A 20240-nucleotide genomic window follows, 5' to 3' on the forward strand; every position below is an offset into this window, starting at 1 on the left:
AGGAAAGCTACATGATCAAAAAGAAGACACGCTGGTTCCACCAGATCGTTGAGCACCTGCCCTTGCGCTGGCGACTCGCCATTGTCTCATTTGGACTGTTGACTATCATCCTGATAACATCCGGCATTATCCTGTCGCTGACAGAAGAATATACCCTGATCTCAAATCAGGCTACCGTTCTCAGCACGCAAGCCAGCATAGTCGTTGGAGCAAACAGCCCTTTGCTGCCGAAGTCCAGTGGCCAGGCGCAACCTCTAAACAGTGCGCTAGCCAGTGATCTGGTCAAAAAAATACAGAACAGCCTGGGAAGAAGCGTACAGATTGCGATCCTATCTGATGATGGAAAGCCTCTGGCATACAGTGATCCCCGGCATCCTTTTTTAGCTGGAAACAAGGAGTTCCTGAAACAGGATAAATCATCGACTTCATATAGTCTTGTGAGTAACGCGCAGGGTCAGCGCGAAATGGTTGTCTGGTACAGGGCGAATGTACTGCTTGACAAGCAAACGATGGACTATGCTCCAGTTTATCTCCAGTTGAGTACACCCACCAGTCAGATCGACAGTGTTATTGCGACGACGCGCCTGATCCAGGGCCTGATTACGCTGGTTGCGCTGGTCATTGCGGGATTGCTAACGCTCCCGCTGATCAGACAGGCATTGCGGCCGCTGGTAGAAATGGAGCAAGTGAGCGGGCGCATCGCTGACGGCGAACTGTCTCTGCGCCTGCGTGAGCCGGTCGCCAGCGATGAGGTCGGGAGGCTAGCGCAGGCTTTTAACCGGATGGTTGCTCGCTTAGAAAAGATGCTGGTGAGACAGAAACAATTTGTGGCCGATGTGTCACACGAACTGCGGACGCCGCTAACTGGTCTGAGTGGGAGCCTGGAGATGCTCCTATTGGAGGCCAATAACGGGGATACAGAAGCGGCCTTGCGCTTGATGCGCGGGATGTACGCGGTCGTTGAACGCATGCAGTTACTGGTCGGTGATCTACTGATCCTCTCACGGCTGGATGAAGGGCAGATTGTTCTACGCAGACCACGGCGTGTCGAGCCGGGCCCTCTTATCGCTGAGGTATGCGAACAGATCTGGCAACAATTTCCTGATCATGATCACCTTGAGATCCATAACCTGGATGCGGCGTGGGCTACCTCCGGCGATCCCGAACAGCTCAGGCGCGTCTTCCACAATCTGCTGGAGAACGCATGTAAGTTCACACCGCCGTCTGGAACGATCGCGATTACTGTTGGAAACGAGCCAGTAAAGAGGCAGGGAAAGGCTATGCTCTGCGTGCAGGTTCGCGATAGCGGCATAGGGATTCCCGAGGAGGCGCTAGAGCACGTCTTTGAGCGTTTCTACCGGGTTGATCAATCTAGAACACGTGGTAACGCACCGGGTGGAAGCGGGCTAGGGCTATCGATTGTGGATGGAATCGTGCGGGCCCACGGCGGGAGCGTCTGTATCGAGAGTGTTCTCAATCGAGGGACTACTGTGATTGTGTACCTGCCTGTGCTGGAAGGAGATAGATGAAAAACGAGCCCATTCCATTTGTATTAGGAATGGGCTTGCCTTTGATTGGATGCGCGGTTGATTATTCAGATCTACGCAGTTTGCGGTAGCGGCCGATGAGGGTGTTGGTGGAGCTGTCGTGTTTGAGGGCAGGCTCCTGCGCGCTTTCCAGTTCTGGGATGATGCGGTTGGCCAGCACTTTACCAAGCTCAACGCCCCATTGGTCGAACGAGTTGATATTCCAGATGGTGCCCTGGACAAAGACTTTGTGCTCGTAGAGCGCGACGAGTTTGCCCAGCATGTTGGGGGTCAGGCGATCGGCCAGGATGGTGTTGGTGGGATGGTTGCCTTCAAAGGTGCGGTGTGGTACCTGGTAGTCGGGCACGCCGTCAGCGATTACTTCTTCCCGGGTCTTGCCGAAGGCCAGCGCCTCGGTCTGGGCAAAGAAGTTGGCCATCAGCAGATCGTGGTGGGGCTTTATTGGATTGAGCGTCTGGCAGAAGCCGATGAAGTCGCAGGGAATCAGTTTGGTGCCCTGGTGGATCAATTGGTAGAAGGCGTGCTGACCATTGGTGCCGGGCTGGCCCCAGATGATCGGGCCGGTCTGATAATCGACAACATTGCCCTCCAGGTCGACGTGCTTACCGTTACTCTCCATATCGAGCTGCTGTAAGTAGGCACTGAAGCGCTCAAGGTACTGATCGTATGGCAGGATCGCAACCGTTTCGGCGCCAAAGAAGTTGTTGTACCAGATGCCGATCAGGCCTAGCAGGACCGGCAGATTCTTCTCGAACGGGGTGGTGCGGAAATGTTCATCCATGGCATGGAAGCCGGCCAGCATATCGTAGAAATTCTCGGGTCCGATGGCGATCATCAGCGAGAGGCCGATGGCCGAATCATAGGAATAGCGGCCGCCGACCCAATCCCAGAAGCCGAACATGTTTTCGGTATCGATGCCGAACTTCTCCACCTCTTTGGCATTGGTCGAAACGGCCACAAAGTGTTTAGCCACCGCCTTCTCATCGTGCAACTTAGCCAGGGTCCAGTCGCGGGCGCTGCGGGCGTTGGTCAGAGTCTCAAGGGTCGTAAAGGTCTTCGAAGATACAATGAACAGCGTCTCCTCGGGGTCCAGGTCGTGTACCGCTTCGGCGAAGTCCGTGCCATCCACGTTGGAGACAAAGCGGCAGGTCAGATTGCGATCGCTATAGTAGCGCAAGGCATCGTAGGCCATGTGCGGGCCCAGGTCCGATCCACCGATGCCGATATTGACGATATTGCGAATGCGCTTGCCGGTAAAGCCCTTCCACTCGCCGCTGCGAACGCGGCTCGAGAAGTTTGACATCTTCTCCAGCACTTGATGGACCTCGGGGACCACATTCTGGCCATCGACGATGATCGACGAGCCCTTGGGGGCGCGCAAGGCCACGTGCAGGACGGCGCGCTGCTCAGTAATATTGATTTTCTCGCCCCTAAACATAGCATCGATGCGATTGCGCAGACCTACGGCTTCGGCCAGCTCAAGGAGTAATTTTATCGTCTCATCGGTAACACGATTTTTTGAATAATCAAAATAAATGTTTTCCGCCTCAACCGAGAAGCGCTCGCCACGTTGAGGATCGTCTGCGAAAAGCGTACGCAGGTGAAGGTCGCGAACCTTTTGAAAATGTGCTTCTAGGGCCCTCCATGAGGGTAGTTGTGTCAATTTGGTTGACATCTGTTAGTCTCCTCTGTAACAAAAGTTTCTGGTCGCATGCATTCATAAGTGACCCTTGTGAGTATACCATCTTTAACACGATGCCGCGCCCGCCTGCGCTACAATCTCTTGGGAGGCAGACGGGGTCTGATGCCTGGTGCGCCGGGGAGTTGAGCGCCCGCGCACTGGCGTCCGCATACGCGGCCGAGCCGTTGTTATATGATTGGTGCATGCCGGGCGCACAGCGCCCGGCATGCACCAATCATATAAGGATGTATGGCGTTGTTATTTTATGTGCAGCCTGAGTATGCAAGCTCCCGTGAGGGGCGCACGTACAAGAAAACGGGTTAACAAGCAAGCGGCCGCGAGGGCCGCTCGTATGGCGGGTCAGGCGGGGACGATCAGGCTTTGGGTGGGTGGAAATGCTAGCCAGACCGATTGGGAGGGCTGGAGTGGCTGATCCGTGAAGGCCTGGATGGTATATTGTTGCTGGCGGCCGGCTTTGATGTGGGTGCGCCAGCGGCCGGCGACGAAAAAGGTCTGCACGACCTGGCCGGTCAGGATATTCTGGTGTGGTGCTGATGGTGGCTCCTGCGCGATGGCAATATGGGCCGGGCGACAGACGAAATAGTGAGAGCCGCTGTGTTTGCGAGCTTCAGCGCTGATCTGACCAGAAAGACAGACATCTTCATCGTGTAGCTGGATGCTGGCGGTCTCGCTGTCACTATCTGTTAGCGCGCCGGGCAGCATGTTGGCCTGGCCCATAAAGGAGGCCACAAAAGCATTCTGTGGCTGTAGATACAGTTCGGTCGGCGTGCCGATCTGCTGCACCTGGCCATCACGCAGGATCGTAATGCGGTCCGACATAGTCATGGCCTCATTCTGATCGTGGGTAACGTTGATCGTCGTGATCTTTAAGCGCTTAAAGAGCTGTACCAGTTCGGCACTCATCGTCTCGCGCAGCGCCGCATCCAGGCTGGAGAGTGGCTCATCCAGCAGGAGCAAGCGTGGCTCGGTAGCCAGGGCGCGCGCGACCGCGACGCGTTGCTGCTGACCGCCCGAGAGCTGATAAGGATAGCGTTGCTCATAACCGGGCAGATTGACCAGTTCCAGCAGAGTATGCAGGCGCTCTTTAATCTGTCGGGCAGGCATGCGGCGCAGGCGCAAACCAAAGCTAATATTCTGAGCCACCGTCATATGCGGCCAGAGCGCATAATCCTGAAACACCATGCCCAAGCCGCGCTCCTCTACCAGCAAGCCACGCTTGCCATCGAAGAAGACCCGGCCACCAACCTCGATATAGCCGCTATCGGGCGCCACCAGTCCGGCCAGCATACGCAAGATAGTTGTTTTGCCACAGCCTGAAGGACCCAGCAAGGAGAGCACCTCGCCCTCCTGCACCTCAAGTTCCAGATCAGAGACTACCTGCCGTGATCCGTATGTTTTGTTCAGTTGTTTGATCCGTAGATACATAGACATTTTTTCTCCTCCGCTGCCGTTGAAGCAAGCGGTTAATCAACCATGGCAGGCAACGAATGACCAGCAAGGCAAGGGTAACCACACCAACATTCAACATCGCCAGCGCCATGCCGGGTCCCATTTGAAAATTGCTAAAGAGGGCCACAATCTGTACCGGCATCGTAGGTTGTCCGGGTGGATAGAGCAATTCAGAGGTAGCTAACTCGAACATCGTGCCGGTAAAGACCAGCAACCAGGTCGAAACCAGGCTAGCCCGCAGCAACGGCGCCACGATCCTGGCTAACAAAGGAAAGAGGCCCGCCCCCTGGACGCGCGCAGCCTCCAGCATCGTCTGCCCCACCTGCTCCAGCGCGCCCATGCTCAGGCGCGTCGCATAGGGGAGGCTGCCGCCCATATACGCGGCCAGCAAAATCCAGACCGTGCCATAGAACTGAATGCCATCCACGCTTCCGATGCCCACATATTCAAGGTAAGGAGCGTTCCAGGCAAAAATATAGCCGCAGGCCAGCACCAGGCCCGGCACCGCAATCGTCACCAGGGTCACCATGCTCAGCAACTTGCGTCCCGGCAGGCGTGTATAGCGCATCACAAAGGCGAGTGGAAGGCCCACCACCGACGTAATAGTCGCATTGCCCAGGGCCAGCCAGGTCGTACGCGTCAGCGCATTCAGATCATCTGAACTGCGCATCAACACCATGTGATAGTTATCCAGGGTCCAGTTGCTCGGCACCAATCCCTGACCGGAGGCATGCAGTAGTGAGAGCAGCAGGCACATACCGAGCGGGATCACCAGGGCGACTATAAAAACGAGCAAGCAGAAGATGGTGGCAGGCCACTTCCAGCCGCCCAGTTCAAGGGCACGCGCAGGCCGACTCTTTCCACTAATGACCTGGAATGAGCGCGTACGCAAGGCCGCCGACTGGATGGACATTGCCAGGGCGATAGCGATAAACAGCAGCAGCGAGAGCGCCGCCGCCAGCGAGAAATCGACCGGGGAAGTATTGATAGCGCTATAGATCTGGTAGGTAATCAAGGTCACATTCGCATTCTGCGCGATCGTCGCAGCCGTCCCAAAGTCCGAGATAGCTTCGGCAAAGGCGATCAAGCCAGCCGCACAAATGGCTGGCAGCAGCAGAGGAATATTGATGGACAGCCAGGCGTGCCAGGAGCGGGCACCCGAGATGCGCGCGGCATCTTCAAATTCCGAACCAAGCCAACGTAGAGCCGCAGTAACCGAAATATAGACGTAGGGAAAGGACTTCAGGCTCAGAATCGCCACCACTCCCACCGGAGAGAAGAAGGTATTGATGAGAGCATCCGGAAAATGTAGATATTGATCGGGGATGCCGCCGCGAATAAAGACCAGCGACCAGGCCTCACCGACCAGGAAAGAGGGCGTAAAGAAGACGATCCAGACCAGCGTATCCATGGCCCGGCGAATTGGCAGATCGGTACGCCGCGCCAGCAGAGCGAGCGTCGTACCCAGACCACAGGCCAGCAGGGCTGTGATCAATCCCAGCCAGAGCGAGTTCAGGAAGGCCAGATAATTGTGGGGTTGCCGTGTCAACGCCCGGAGCGCGTCCCAGCCCGGAACTAAATCAGGCGTGGGCGTATAGAGATTGGGAAAGATACTCTGCAGGATAATCGCCGCCAATGGATAGACGATCAGCAGCAAAAGCAGTAGCAGCGGCACCCCAATTAATAAGACCTGGCCGCCCAGGCGTAGCAGACTGATGGCACGAAAACGAGAAACAGGTATAGTCGCAGGCGCGACCATACCCTGTTCCTGTTGAGCATCAGCCACTATTGAACGATATTGTCGTGGAACCATTGCTTCAACTCTGTTTCAACTCCAGCCCATTTGGGCACATCCAACGTCGTCAAATTGATACCATCTGTCTGGCGCGTCACCACCGGAGTTACACCCTTGATAATATCAATGAAGTATGTATCGCCGTCGGTAGGATCGTGGTGAGTCATCACACTCTGCCCCTGAGCGGATAACATCCAGTTTACAAACTGTTTGGCGCAGGCCTGATGGCGGCTCTGGGCAGAGACCGCAATCTCACTTGGCAGTGCCGCCACACCGGAGGTTGGATAAATAATACCCAGCGGCTGACCGGCCTTCACTGCGGCATAGTACGCCGAGTCCTGGATGATCGCAAACTCACGAGCCCCGGTCTCAACGCTATTGAGCGTTGGATCATTGGTCTGGAAAATCTTATCGCCATTCGACTTCAGCTGTTGGAAATACTGCTTGGCTTGATCCTCACCCTTCATAACCTGGGCAATGCCAGAGATGAACGGATAGGCGGGGCCAGAATAAGCGGGATCATTCTCAGCCAGTAAATTCTTATAGGCAGGTTTGGTCAGATCGCTCCAATCTTTAGGCAAACCGGCTGCAGGAATATGCTTTTTGTTGTAGACAATCACGCCAGCGGCCGTCACGCCAGTAGGATAATAAGCATGATCGGCAGGTACATTTTTGGCGCCTAGATCGGTATAGTTATTGATATTGGGTGAGGTCCACTTCAACAAATATTTCTGGTCATCCAGGGTCTGCATCGTCACATTGCCATCGAACCAGACGACATCCCAGCGTGGATTATTGCGTTCCGCCGAGATCTTGGCCAGCAGATTACCGGTGCTATCATCAACCAGCTTAACCGCAATACCAGTCTGTTTCTGGAATGCCTTGGCGGCATCCGAATCATAGCCCTGGGCCGAATACAGTGTGATACCAGTACTTTTATCACAGCTCGCCGCGCTGCTATTGCTGGAAGACGATGACTGAGAGGGAGTACTGCACGCGGCTAACAAAGAAAGAATACAGCCCAGCAGGAAGAAAAGTCGCACCTGAGGGCGAAGCAGGCCACGGGCCTGCTGGAAAGAAAATTGCATCAGAGTATAGCTCCTCTGTTCAGATAATCAAAAATACATATTTATTGTTCGATATACCAGTAAGTCTATCTGCGGTTAAGCATATAAGGATTGTTTTAATGGCTGGTAAAGGTCGAGTTAAAAGAATGTAAATTGTTGTTACATATGAAAACTTGCTATTTTTAGCATCTGTTACAAATAAAATGTGTTACAATAGTGAGAGCGAGAAAAAATAATGATGTATGTCTCGTGATCTGTAGTGAATACAAGGAGTTGTGAAAGCATGGAGTGGGCGATTACCGTGGCCGCCTTCCTGGCATCGGCGGTAGAATTTGTTGAAGCATTTACGATTGTGCTGGTGGTTGGTGTGACGATCAACTGGCGCAGTGCGCTGATCGGGACTCTGGCGGCGGCCGCCAGTCTGGCCGTGATTGTGGCGATTTTTGGGACCGCACTGGTGAGATATGTACCGATTGACGTGTTGCGCCTGGTGGTCGGAATTATCCTGGTATTATTTGGTTTGAAGTGGTTGAAGAAGGCTATCTTACGCTACAGTGGCCTGAAGGCCCTGCACGACGAAGAAGCTATTTTTGAAGAGAATATGGCCGAGCTGCGCGCACGTGGCGAAGTTACGACCAGCCTGCAGCCCTACGCGGCCCTGCTGGCCTTCAAATCGGTCCTGCTAGAGGGATTGGAAGTAGCTTTTATTGTCATCACCTTTGGTAGTAACGCCGCCTCGCAGGCCTGTGTAACCCAGTGTGGACTGGGGGTATCGGCTCGGCCGCCATTGGAGCAGCTGTAGCGGGCCTGCTAGTCATCATCGTGGGAGCACTGGTACGAGCGCCACTCAAGCAGGTCCCTGAGAACACCCTCAAGTTCATCGTTGGCATTATGCTAACTACCTTTGGCACCTTCTGGGCCGTTGAAGGATTTCACTTTGACTGGCCTCTGTCGGACGGTTTCATCCTGATCTTGGCTGCCATTTACCTGCTGACCTCCTTTGCTCTGATCAGCTGGCTCAAAGGTCAGAAGCGAGCGATCAGCGCCGGGGTTGGAGCGTAGACCACTTTGAAAATGCAGCTATGCATAGAAGGAGAGAGATAGAGAGATGAGCATCATCAAAGCCATATACAACTTCCTAGTAGGTGACATCGTTATTCTCGTCGGCATCATTATCACCTTACTGATTCTGGTTCTGCTCAACGCTGTCAGCGGCCTGAGCATGTTGCGTGGTGCCAGCGGAATCATCATGATTCTCGGAACGCTGATTGTGTTAACGCTCACCCTCACACGAGAATTGCGCGGGCACCGCTAAGCGCCTGGTTCGCTAGAACGACCTGTTATGTCCACCACGTCGTTCTGGGCGACGAGGATGGAGGCGCTTACGGGCCTCCTCTGAGGATGGATCCTGTGATTCATCCTCCTCCTGCAGGAGGAAAACCTTCTCCTCAAATTCCTCCAGCAGCTTCTCGCAACGCTCAATACTACGTAACGCATCATCGCGGCGGGCCGCCCCGAAGAGATCGCGCTCAACTACACGCTCGTACCAGCGGCGAATCTTATCCAGATCCTGTCGGATCTCCTCGGCCTCCGCATATGTAAAGTTCTGGCGATAGGTCTCAAACTCGATCTCTTTACTGAAATTGACCTCGCAATCCTCAATAATCTCATCATATTGCAGATTACTCTGCGTAATGAAGCCATCGACAATCTTATTATTTTCCTCTTCCGGCAACGTATGAAGGGGAAGCAGATGGTAGGTGCCGCTTAGCTCGGTAATGCGTTCAGTGATTTTCTGCAAGGCTGCCACCAGAGCATCGGTGGCTGGAAGAATACAGACACTCTGCTGGAGATAGAGAGCCCCGATCTTCTTAAGTTCGCGCCAGATACCCACCCGGGCAGCCGAAGGCTGACTCGGGACCTGGTAAATCAATAACATATATTGATGCTGATTCATATCATCACTCATTCTTCTGCTTGTTGTGCTCGCACCGCTGTGGCCTATCACCACACAACCTCCACTATTGCGCCCTCTCCCATTGTATCATAGCCCGATGAGGAGCAGTATCGTTGTGTCTCAGCAAGGCACCGTGCCTGTCGTCATTCCGGTAATTATTTGAGATACATGAAAAATGTTATCTTCTCATTTCTGAATGGTGACAGGCAATGGCTTACTGAGTGAGAAAGGATGTGATGTAAGGAATGCTCCAGCAAAGAACATGTGAAAACGTGACGACTATCTTTTTTCATCTTCTGCATCAGATTGTAGCCGATATGGAGATGGGAATGCCAATCGGCTGCCCTGCTTAGATCCTATGCTGCTACGGCCGCGTATGGGAGCGTCAGGTGTTTGGGAACGTTTTTCTTTAATCGGGTGTGGTGAATTTATTGACCGTGTTGCAATTTTGATGGTATACTCGTGAGGTACAACGTTGTAAAAATCGGGGGCGCAAGGCCCGAACCTACGGGGTACAACGTTGTAAAGAAATCGGGCGCAAGGCCCGAACCTACGGGGTACAACGTTGTAAAGAAATCGGGCGCAAGGCCCGAACCTATGATGACATGATGTCAACGTAACAACAATATGGCTGTGTGTTGTATCAAGGAGGACAGGTCAATGAAAAGACCCGCGCGTGCCATTACGTATTCGCTCCTTATTGTGTTGCTGCTCGTCGTCACGTTCGTTTTTCCTAAACAGGCGCCAGAGGCGCATGCTCAGGGCGTGACCCTGACCAATCCTTTGTTGACGGGCCCGGTTGATCCGTATGTGATCTATGTCAATGGCTACTATTATTATACCGGGACCACGGCTACCAACATTCAGATCTGGCGCTCCGCGACGATCGAAGGGTTGGCCTCTGCCACGCCAGTGACGGTCTGGACGCCTACGGCGGGCACGCCTAATTGTTGTGATGTGTGGGCACCCGAGATTCACTACATCAACAACACCTGGTATATCTATTATGCGGCCGACGGCGGCTCAGATAGCAGCCACCGCATATTTGTCTTACAGGCCAATAGTAGTGATCCGCTGGGGAGTTATAGCGAGGCCAACACTGGCAATCCGCATGGCCAGTTGTCTGAGTCGAGCAACCTGTGGGCGATTGATCCTAATGTGTTCCAGGATAGCAGCGGTAAGCTCTTCGCGGTCTGGTCTGGCTGGCCCACGGCGAGCGGGGGAGTGCAGAACATCTATATTGCATCCATGAGCGATCCACTGCATATCAGCAGCAACCGTGTCCAGATCTCCGCTCCGACCCGGTCGTGGGAGACCCACGGTTTTGGTGTCAATGAGGGCCCGGTTGGCTTTACCCACAACGGCAAAACCTTTATTACCTACTCCGCTAGTTTCTGTGGCACCCCCAACTACGCGGTTGGTTTGTTGACCAATAACAGCACCGACGGCACCACCTATTTGAACGCGAGCAACTGGACCAAGACCGGTCCCATTCTGGAGCAGCACGATAGCGTCAAGGGGCCAGCCTCGTTTGTGCCCGTCCAGTCAGAGGACGGTACGGAAACCTGGTTTCTGTATCACACAACGCCAGGAGCGTGCGACGGCACCCGCACGGTCCAGGCTCAGAAACTGTACTGGGATTCTGATGGCTCCCCGCTCCTGGGCTATCCTGTTGATGCCAATGTCCCGCTCACATCTCCCTCGGGCGAGAATGGCGCATTCGGCTGGAGTCCTTCCGCTGCCGGCGACCCAGTCGTGGGCTCATGGTCGAATAACAGCACAACGAGCGCGGATAGTACTTCCCTTGGATCTGGCTGGCATCAGATCTTTCGCGGCGACCCGACGCTGATCGATTATACGGTGCAGGTTGACGCGCAAGGAGTGGCCACAGGTACCACCTCCGCGTATCCGAAATATGGGATGTACGCCGCGTACCAGGATAGCAACAACTATGTACAGGGCTGGATCGATACTAAATACAACGTATTCGCGACCTATGCCGTCGTTGGTGGTGTCGCCCAGAACTGGCAGAACGCGAACCTGCCCACTGGCTTTGATCCGACGCAGTTCCACACCATCAAGGTCACAAAAGCCGATAATGTCTTCACCTTCTACCTCGATGGCACGCAGATGCAGCAGCGCTCATTCAACGTTCGCCATGGGCAGATCGGGTTAGTAACCGAGGACCGGACCGCCAACTATAACAATGTCTCCGTGACCGACAATAGCCAGGGCTGGCGCGACGCCTTCGGGGATAGTGCGGAAGGAGACACGACCGACGGTTTGAAGACAGGCAACTGGTCGATTCAGGGTCCAGGCGCGGCCAACGGTAGTAGCCTCGGCGCGGGCTGGCAACAGATCTTCCGAGGCAATCCCAACTACGAGAATTACACGGTGCAGGCTGATGCGCAGTGGGTACAGACCGGTACAACCTCAGCGTATCCCAAGTATGGCATCTACGCGGCCTACATCGATCGCAATAACTTTGCCGTAGCCTTCCTTGATCGCCAATACGGGGTTTACGCCACCTACGCCGTAGTGGGTGGGACCGCTCAGGGCTGGCAGAACGCCAACCTGCCCGCTGGCTTCAATCCGGCCCTGTACCATACCATCAAAGTCGTCAAGGCAGGCAGCACCTTCACCTTCTACCTTGACGGCACGCAGATGCAGCAGCGCTCATTCAACCTGCTAGACGGCCAGCCGGGTCTTGTCACCGAGGATACCGCCGCCAACTATAGCAACTTCTCGGTCTCCAACGTCAATTGATAGCATGACTTTGAGAGGAGTTAGACGCACGCTGGCGATTTAGAGGTTGAGCGGCGCCCCCGTAGGCAGTTCTGTCTACGGGGGCGTTTTTTGGGCGTCTTTACAGTCAAAGAAGTTGGTGGCAGCTATCAAGCACAATTGCCATAGAGGAAATCGGGCAGGAAGCGTGTTTTTAGATGTCCGCAATCCTCGCGTGTTGGAGGGAACGTTGACGTGGGGCGAGACGGGAAGCGCCCGCAAGGGGCGCACCTACGGTTTTCGTTTGTCTCAGCCAGAGCATGTTTGGATGCCGGGTCAATTTGCGCTCATAGGGCGTGTTCAGCGATTGCTGCGGTGAAGCGCTCAATAGCCATCAGAGAGGCTTCAGGGCGGCGCAAGGCGACTGCGACATAGAGCGCGTCTATCACGCTGAGGTGGGCGATACGGCTGGTCAGCGCCGCAGTACGAAAGGCGGTTTCCCGAGATGCAGTGATCAGTGCAATATCGGCATAATCGCTTAATGGTGTATGCATATGACTGCTCAGGAGGATGCATCGTGCCCCGGCGCCACGAGCATTGCGTAGTGCATTGAGTGTTTCACGAGTGGTACCCGAATGTGAGATTGCAAATGCCACGGAATTGGGTGGCAAGTTCGCTGCAGAAACAGCCTGCATAGCCGCGTCCGTTGTCACGGCGACGGGCATGCCAATACGCAGGAAGCGATAATAGGCATCGAGCGCAATCGGCATAGACGGACCAATCCCATAGAATTCAATCCGTGTGGCATGCAGTAGCGCCTCAACTGCCTGCTCCAAAAGTTGTTCATCAAGCACTGCCAGCGTATCAGCAATAGCCTGGATGTCGGACTGGAGTACCTTACGCGCAACGGTTCCCACATTATCGTCCGGTAAGATGTCTTCATGAATCTGGTGGAGAGGCGCCATGCTTTCGGCCGCCAGGGCAAGTTTGAGATCACGTACCCCTTGATATCCAAGTGAACGGCAGCAACGGACAATAGTGGCCTCGCTCACCTGGATGAGCTGTGCAAGGGCCTGGACGGATTGGTGAACCATTTCCTCGGGATGCTGCTCAATAAATTGGGCCACACGTTGCTCCGCTCCTGTCAGCGTCTGAGAAGTAGCGTGCAAACGAGCCTGTACGCCCTCTGATATAAGGGGACGCTCTACTGGATGTTGCATTGATCTAGCCTTTCTCTCCATCACATCTTCTATGACTAATAAAAATATAGCTTGCTTTTTAAGTGCAGACAAATGCTGGCTACAGTGGAACCTCAAAAATTCTAGTTGTGAGAAACGTGTCCTGGACTGTCACCAGGCGATAGTGAGGTGGTTGAAGGCAGAACAGCGGTTCATCCTGCATGACTGGTTGGGGTGCGGTGGAGCGCAGGCCAAATACAGGAATGCCGTTGACCACTCTTTCGTAGGTGACATGGGCATGTCCACTGAAGATGCCCAGGATCTGTGATCGGTGCGCGGTGAGGATATTCCAGAATGCCTCATTGTCTTCTGTTTCTGGAAGAAAGGCATCGATCCAGCGGCTGCCGACCGGGACCAGATGATGATGGGTCAAAATAATGGCTGGTTGCCCTATCTGCAGGCAACGCGTGAGAAAAGCCAGCATTTCGGGTTGAGCAATAGCTTTGCCCTGTGGTCCCCAATCCAGGCAAATAAACTGAATCCCTTTATGTTGGAAACTAACATTCATCCAGGGCATGGGTGATGTTTCAGCAAAGAGCTGACGAAAGAAATAGTTGCGATCATCATGGTTGCCAGGCAGAAAGTATAGAGGGAAGTTTTGCAGCCCTTCCAGGGTTACCAATGCTGGTCCTGGTGCCGGAGAAGCCGCCTGCAATTGGAGCATCTGGCTGGCATTGCCATAAGATATTTCAGAAGCATTGTCTACGATATCGCCAGTTGTCACAAGGAAATCTATATGACTCGCCACATGTTCCGCAATATGCCGCATGACTGTTCGGAAGGCGTAGGCGGGCGAGTAGCCTTGCATCAAAAGGGCCTCTGTATCGCACAAATGATGGTCGGTAATCTGGACAAAAGAGAAAGACATTATTGATTTCTCCCTTTAAAAATAAAATTTCTTTTTGCTTACGTTAAAATAAAATTTCTTTTCTGTCAAGGGTGTGTCGGGGGAATCGGGCGCAAGGCGCGAACCCACGAGGGAAGGTGTCCGTACGTGGAGAGGAAATCGGGCACAAGGCCCGAACCTACGAGGGAACATTTACGTACGTTGAGGGGAAATCGGACGCAAGGTCCGAACCTATGTCATCGTGTTTCGGGTTGCTTTGAGAAATTGGGGCAAGGTCCGAATCCAGGCATGTTGTTGTGAATCTTGACAGAAATAAAGTTTTATTTTATGGTTGAATATAGAAATTTTATTTTGTAGGGAAGATGAAACCCGATTATCGGGTGATTTCTGTTTCTGGAATAGAGGATGGGGATTATGGGCCATGTATGGCTTCTTCTGGTGCTTGTCGCGGCGTGTCTGCATGCGAGCTGGAACTTTCTGGCAAAGCAAGCTGGCAGTAGTTTTGGATTTACCTGGCTGTTTAACGCTCTGGCGGCGATTATTTATGTTCCGAGCCTCTTTTATCTATTCGTTGTAGAGCGAACGCAGCTTACCTGGCTTCAGGGCATCTTTTTTTTGGGAAGCGCTGGTCTGCATCTGGCCTATTTTCTGTTTCTGCAAAAGGGATACGGAGCAGGAGACCTCTCGCTCTCGTATCCTCTCGCACGCGGTACTGGTCCGCTTATTTCTGCGCTTTGTGCTATTGCATGGCTGGGTGAGCGACCATCAGCAAGTGCGCTGATCGGGATCGCCCTGCTCATTGGAGGCGTGATATGCCTGATTGGCAATCCCTGGCGGCTATTTGTGAGTGGTGAACGGAAACAGAATGTGATTGGCTATGCGCTCCTTACAGGCGTATTTATTGCCGCCTATACTATCTGGGATAAAGAAGCAGTCAGTACATTTCTGATCTCTCCGCTTCTGTTGAGTGAAGCAGGATGCATACTTATGGCTACAATGTTGCTTCCTTCAGTGAGAAAGAATTGGAGCATGGTCAAGGAAACCTGGAGGGCGCATCGGATGAAGGTGCTGGGTGTGGCTATCTTTTCGCCCTTAGCATATTTGCTGGTATTATTTGTTCTGATTTCCCATCCGGTCAGCCAGATTGCGCCATTACGCGAGAGCAGCGTCTTGATTGGAACTCTGCTGGGAACACGGTTGCTGGCAGAGAAGCGCGGCTGGAGCAGGCTGGGATCGGCGGCGCTTATTCTGGCGGGAATCACCTTGCTTGCGCTGGACTCATAAAGGAAGGTAAGTCTGAGGGTCTGATTCGTTCATTTAACGTTTCTTACGGGACATTGACAAGGCTGGGTGCAGGCAATAGAATGCGTAGGCATAGGGGTGTAATTGATGTAAGGCGTGAGCGAGAAGTGCTAGAAAAGGGTGATGGGATAGTATGCAGGTAATTTTTGCTGGAGGGGCAGCCGGGGTCGGGGCGAGTTGCGTGGCGATAGAGATTGCAGAGCAGTGGATTGTGGTTGATGCCGGTGTGCGCGTGGATAGGTCGGCGGACCCGTTGCCCGATCTGGCGTTGCTGGAGGGCAAGGATGTGCGGGCGATCTTTGTGACGCATGCCCATGCGGACCATATTGGTGCTCTACCACTGTTGCACCGAGCTTTTCCGAGCGCTCCCATTTTTACCTCGCGGGCCACGCATTTGCTGATGGAGATTATGCTGGCCGATGCATTGAAGATTATGAACAAGCGGGCAGTGGAAGAGATGGAGATTCCTCTCTATCCAGCGGCCCTGGTTGGCAGTATGCTGAGTCGGGTGAGGCCGATACCGGTGGGTGAGAACTGTACGGTGGCGCAACTGCCGGGAATTACTATCCACACCAGCCGGGCCGGGCATATCGCAGGGGCGATGAGCCTGGGTTTCAGCAGTAAGCAAGAGAGCATCGTTGTCTCAGGGGATGTGAGCCTGACGCCGCAACGGACCGTGCTGGGGGCCGTACCACCAGAGATTGAGCGGCCCGACCTGCTGATCCTGGAATCTACGTATGGGGCCAGGCTCCATCCCAATCGACAGGCTGAAGAGCAGCGCATGGCGGAGGCGGTGGCTGAAGGGCTAAAGAGTGGGCACGTCCTGTTGCCCTGCTTTGGGTTAGGGCGTGGACAGGAGATCCTGCTTTTGCTGCAGGCGATGCAGGAGCAAGGGGTGGTGCCGGTCTTTCCCATTTACGTCGATGGGTTGGTGCGGCGCGTCTGCACAGCCTATCAGTTGATGCCGGAGGCTCTGACGCCACGGCTGGGAAGGCAGATACGGAAAGGCTTCCTGCCCTTTCAGAGCGATAACGTCAGCTTTGTGCGCGACGCCAGGGAGCGGCAAGCGATCCTGGATGGGCCGCCCGCTTGTATCATTGCCAGCTCGGGCATGCTGACCGGGGGACCCAGTGCCTGGTATGCCGCCAGGCTCGCCAGCAATCCCAACGCCTCGATCTTGATCACCGGCTACCAGGACGAAGAATCGCCGGGCAAACGGCTGCTGGACCTGGCCGAGCATAAGCAGGAGACGCTGGAACTCGAAGACAAGCAGATCACGGTCCAGTGTACAGTGGCCAAGTACAGTCTGTCGGCGCATGCTGATGGAGGGGAACTGGCCTCGTATGCGGCGCACCTCAAACCACGGCGCGTGGCGCTGGTGCATGGAGATGACGAAGCGAGGCGCGCTCTGCAGACATTGCTGGAAGAGACAGAGGTACTGCTGCCACGCAATGGTGAGACCCTGGATCTGAGCATACGCCAGAAGAAGAAAAAAGCGACCGAGCCTCAGCCAGCAGTAGAGACGGCCGTAGAGCCCGAAAGCCTGCCTTACGGCATTGGCGAGGACGGCATCTTCAATGCCTCCCACCTGGAACAATTGTGGAGGGCACTGGAGCATGTCCCCTCGTACCAGGTCGTGACCGTGCGTGACCTGGTCAACGTCTGGTATGGCGATCGAGCAATCCCCGAACACGCCATGTGGCTTTATGACGTACTGGAAGAAGAACAGCCCTACGACGAACCCTATTTTACGCCGGCAGGCGAGATCTCTGAAGCCTACTATGTACGACGCACACAGGAAGATACGCAGGAAGACCGCCTGCGCAAACTGGTCGGGCGCATCATCTTGCTACGCACCAATCCAGCCGCCTCCAAGCCGGTCCTATGCCGGGCCATTGACGCACGCGAGACCCTGCGCGTCCTCTTTCCCCGAGGTGAATCATATGATCGCACGCGTTTCCCTTTAAGGTCCCTGATAGAGGTGATAGGTCCCCTGCCCTATGAAGAAGGGTTGAGCGAAAAGGAGACATTGACCAGCTGCGTGCGCAACGCGCGCAGGATACGCAAAGGGATATCGGCCCATGCGCTGGCACGCAGCTGCCAGCCAGGCGAGAGTTATACCCTGACCGAGCTATGCCAACTGGCCGGCGTCTCACAGCACAGGGTAGAAGAGCGGCTAGCGGTAGCCAAGATCATCCAGCAGCATCCACGCCTGTTCGAGCAATACGACGACCTGCTCGAAGGGCAAGGGGTGGTCCACTACGGACTGGCTACGACATGGCACGAGGCCCTGGCTGAACCGGAGCAGCGCGAACGACCGGATCAAAACTGGATACTGACAACGATCGAACGCTACATAGGAACGCCACCCGAGCTAATCCGGCGCAGTGTAGATGGCGAGACCGGCGATGTCTCTTTAACGTTCATCTATCCAGAAGGTGCCTGGGAGCGCTACCACGAACGGCTCGAAGCCGCCGCCGAAGAGACCGGCGTAAATATCATCATCTCGCCCCACACGCCTCTGGGTGAAATGAGTAACCTGGCGCAGAAACAGCTCCCGGCCACCCTCACCGTCCAGGGCAATCCCTCAATCTTTGTAGAGCAGCGCATGATCCGCTTCACCTGCTCGGGACATGCGAGCGACGAAGAACTGCAGGCAGCGCAGCAGCGCGTGCTAGAAGAGACCGGTTGGCGGCTAGAGGTGGCTGGACTAGCGGGCACCAGTCAGCCAGCAAAGGTCAGCAGCAGCGTCCCCACCACCATCCCGGCCACGCAGACCAGGGTCAGCAACGCCGTACAGGAGCAGCAGGCGATCACCACCGCGCGCGCCCTGCTAAGTGGGCTGGCAGGCTTCCTGAAGGTAGGAATGGAGAAAGCCAACTATGTGTTGAGGGTGCGCTTCGAGTTCCCCGAAGTAGCGCAGCAGCGCTATGGAGCGATCTTCCAGCAGATCGAAGACAGCACAGGCTGGCACGTCCAGATGTATCCGCTGACGCCAAGCCAGGAAGCGTTGGCCGCTATGGCGCATAGCATGCTGCCAGATGGGCTGGAAGCGATCGGGCGCCCCTCCATCTACTGGGACCGCAACACCGTAGGCATACTCTGCAAAGGGAGCGCAGAGGTCGAAGCGGCCTACGAAGCGCAGCGACAATTCACAGCCGAGACAGCATGGACGCTCGAGTTGCAGGGCATGACTCTGCAGGCCGCGCCCACCACCAAAGATGGTCTCCCACTAGAGCAAGAACCATCTGCCAACGAGCTAGCAGAAGAGCAGCAAACTGCCACAGAGGAAGCAACACCGATGCTGGTCGAGGCCGATCCGTCGGTTCGCGTCTCCCAGGTGCAGGCAATGGCTAAGGCCAGCGAGTTGCTCAGCGACGCCGAAGACCTGTATCAGATCGGCGTCGACGCCAAACGAGGTTGCCTGTGGTTGCACTTCTACTTTCCCAAAGGCGCCCGCGTACGGTATGCGCAGCGCTTCCTGGAGATCAAAGAGCAGACCGGTTGGGACGTCGAGCTACACGAGCGCGTACACCAGAAAGCCCTCATCAACACCGCCCGCCGGCTGATCCCAATTGAAGCCAGAATCATCGGAAAACCCCATATCGACCATGGGCAACAACGCATCACCTTTACAGGTATAGGCGCGATGAGCCAGGAGGCCAAAGACGAGGCCCGGCGTACATTCGAAGCGGCCACCGGCTGGGAATTAGAGCTAAGGCTGGGAACGACAGAAGAAGATACGATTTCGTGATATGCGCCCGGCGAGGGGCGCACGTACGGTTAAAGGGAAAGGACGCGGATCTGGCCGATATTCAGGATGGCTTTACCGCAGACAAGGCGAATGGGGCCCTGGGATAGATTGTTGGTTTTGGCGCTATAGGCGCGACTGGTACGCATACCATCGACGTAGAAGAGGGCTCTTGCTCCCTGTATATCGACACGATAGGTATGCCATTTTGAGCCTGGCACGAAATCTAAGACTTGAGGACTCGCATCGTCCATCTCATGCTCAAATGGTTCAATGACTATTTCCGAGAGCGGATGAGTCGCATAGCCATGCGGGGCTGCCGTGAGAAGGTTGAGGATATGGGCCTGATAGCCATCTTTTCCTGTAGCCGGGTCGGCATTCAACATAAAATAGCCCCCATCCTTTGGTACATTGACGATCTGGACGCGGTACTCAACCGAGTAGTCGGGGGTGGTTGGCGTATAGGGAATCTGAAGCGTACGATTTTCACCCAGATCGGTTTGGAGCGTGTTGCCGTTAACCTTCCAGCCAGCGGACGCGTGCCAGTCTTTTAAGCCCTGTGGCCAGTTGGATTGATAGAGAACCACGCCCGCTGATTGTTTGGTAGGCGTAGGTTTCGCAGACGCGGCGGTCGGAGTAGCAGTTTTGGCGGTCGGGCCCGAAGCGCACGCGGTTAGTATGCTGAGTAGTATGCAGAGCAATGAATAGCTGCTGAGGCGCAGCGGGGTCAGGCGTAGACGATTAGAATGAGCGGCAGAGATCATAGAAAATCCTTTTCCACCTCCTGTAAATAAAGAGGAGCATTTGTTGATAATGACTGTGCTTTTCGTCCATTTATATATGCTTATATACGCTTTTGTG

General features: G+C 54.7%; 15 protein-coding genes. 7 read left to right on the forward strand and 8 right to left on the reverse strand.

From position 1 onward, the window contains the following. Positions 1–11 precede the first annotated feature (11 nt). Positions 12–1529: a sensor histidine kinase gene (locus JMI88_RS19465; RefSeq protein WP_201363600.1), complete on the forward strand. Its 1518-nt coding sequence runs from the start codon at positions 12–14 to the stop codon at positions 1527–1529. Between the two features lie 61 nt (positions 1530–1590). Here the strand turns inward: JMI88_RS19465 and pgi are convergent, their stop codons facing one another. From pgi to JMI88_RS19485, 4 genes are all read right to left on the reverse strand, one after another. After that, the gene (pgi, locus tag JMI88_RS19470; protein WP_201363601.1) at positions 1591–3222 is read right to left on the reverse strand and encodes a glucose-6-phosphate isomerase; all 1632 of its coding nucleotides are present in this window, start codon (positions 3220–3222) and stop codon (positions 1591–1593) included. Positions 3223–3588: 366 nt separating this feature from the next. After that, positions 3589–4680 carry an ABC transporter ATP-binding protein gene (locus JMI88_RS19475; RefSeq protein WP_201363602.1) on the reverse strand — a complete coding sequence of 364 codons (1092 nt, stop codon included), beginning with the start codon at positions 4678–4680 and terminating at the stop codon, positions 3589–3591. After that, entirely contained in the window at positions 4616–6511 is a 1896-nt protein-coding gene (locus JMI88_RS19480; protein ID WP_201363603.1) for an ABC transporter permease, read from the reverse strand. Before JMI88_RS19480 ends, JMI88_RS19475 begins: the two co-directional genes overlap by 65 nt. After that, positions 6484–7581, reverse strand: coding sequence for an extracellular solute-binding protein (locus tag JMI88_RS19485; RefSeq protein WP_201363604.1), 1098 nt, complete (start codon positions 7579–7581; stop codon positions 6484–6486). The genes JMI88_RS19480 and JMI88_RS19485 overlap by 28 nt, the downstream gene beginning before the upstream one ends. Positions 7582–7843: 262 nt before the next feature. Here JMI88_RS19485 and JMI88_RS19490 point away from each other — a divergent pair, with 262 nt between their 5' ends. The 3 genes from JMI88_RS19490 to JMI88_RS19500 are packed head-to-tail and all read left to right on the forward strand — an operon-like array spanning position 7844 to position 8875. Next, complete coding sequence (locus JMI88_RS19490) at positions 7844–8362, forward strand: hypothetical protein (RefSeq protein WP_201363605.1); 519 nt, start codon at positions 7844–7846, stop codon at positions 8360–8362. Next, positions 8317–8622 carry a hypothetical protein gene (locus JMI88_RS19495; protein ID WP_201363606.1) on the forward strand — a complete coding sequence of 102 codons (306 nt, stop codon included), beginning with the start codon at positions 8317–8319 and terminating at the stop codon, positions 8620–8622. The genes JMI88_RS19490 and JMI88_RS19495 overlap by 46 nt, the downstream gene beginning before the upstream one ends. 46 nt (positions 8623–8668) lie before the next feature. Then, positions 8669–8875 carry a hypothetical protein gene (locus JMI88_RS19500; protein ID WP_201363607.1) on the forward strand — a complete coding sequence of 69 codons (207 nt, stop codon included), beginning with the start codon at positions 8669–8671 and terminating at the stop codon, positions 8873–8875. A 12-nt stretch (positions 8876–8887) separates the two neighbouring features. Here JMI88_RS19500 and JMI88_RS19505 read toward each other — a convergent pair whose 3' ends face one another. Beyond that, positions 8888–9517, reverse strand: a complete 630-nt coding sequence (locus JMI88_RS19505) for a Chromate resistance protein ChrB (RefSeq protein ID WP_201363608.1) — start codon at positions 9515–9517, stop codon at positions 8888–8890. 660 nt (positions 9518–10177) lie between these two features. Here JMI88_RS19505 and JMI88_RS19510 point away from each other — a divergent pair. Then, positions 10178–12283 (forward strand): glycoside hydrolase family 43 protein, encoded by a 2106-nt coding sequence (locus JMI88_RS19510; RefSeq protein ID WP_201363609.1) that lies wholly within the window; start codon positions 10178–10180, stop codon positions 12281–12283. 305 nt (positions 12284–12588) lie between these two features. Here JMI88_RS19510 and JMI88_RS19515 read toward each other — a convergent pair whose 3' ends face one another. Further along, positions 12589–13461 (reverse strand): MurR/RpiR family transcriptional regulator, encoded by an 873-nt coding sequence (locus JMI88_RS19515; protein WP_201363610.1) that lies wholly within the window; start codon positions 13459–13461, stop codon positions 12589–12591. A gap of 79 nt (positions 13462–13540) precedes the next feature. Further along, the gene (locus tag JMI88_RS19520) at positions 13541–14347 is read right to left on the reverse strand and encodes a metallophosphoesterase family protein (RefSeq protein ID WP_201363611.1); all 807 of its coding nucleotides are present in this window, start codon (positions 14345–14347) and stop codon (positions 13541–13543) included. A 393-nt stretch (positions 14348–14740) separates the two neighbouring features. On the opposite strand from JMI88_RS19520, the gene JMI88_RS19525 reads away from it, so the two are divergent. Beyond that, complete coding sequence (locus JMI88_RS19525; RefSeq protein ID WP_201363612.1) at positions 14741–15610, forward strand: EamA family transporter; 870 nt, start codon at positions 14741–14743, stop codon at positions 15608–15610. A gap of 151 nt (positions 15611–15761) precedes the next feature. Next, positions 15762–19382, forward strand: a complete 3621-nt coding sequence (locus JMI88_RS19530; protein WP_201363613.1) for an MBL fold metallo-hydrolase — start codon at positions 15762–15764, stop codon at positions 19380–19382. Between the two features lie 29 nt (positions 19383–19411). On the opposite strand, the gene JMI88_RS19535 is transcribed toward JMI88_RS19530, so the two are convergent. Beyond that, positions 19412–20143 (reverse strand): 3-keto-alpha-glucoside-1,2-lyase-like domain-containing protein, encoded by a 732-nt coding sequence (locus tag JMI88_RS19535; RefSeq protein WP_201363614.1) that lies wholly within the window; start codon positions 20141–20143, stop codon positions 19412–19414. Between the last annotated feature and the right edge of the window lie 97 nt (positions 20144–20240).

This window comes from Dictyobacter formicarum (assembly GCF_016587435.1).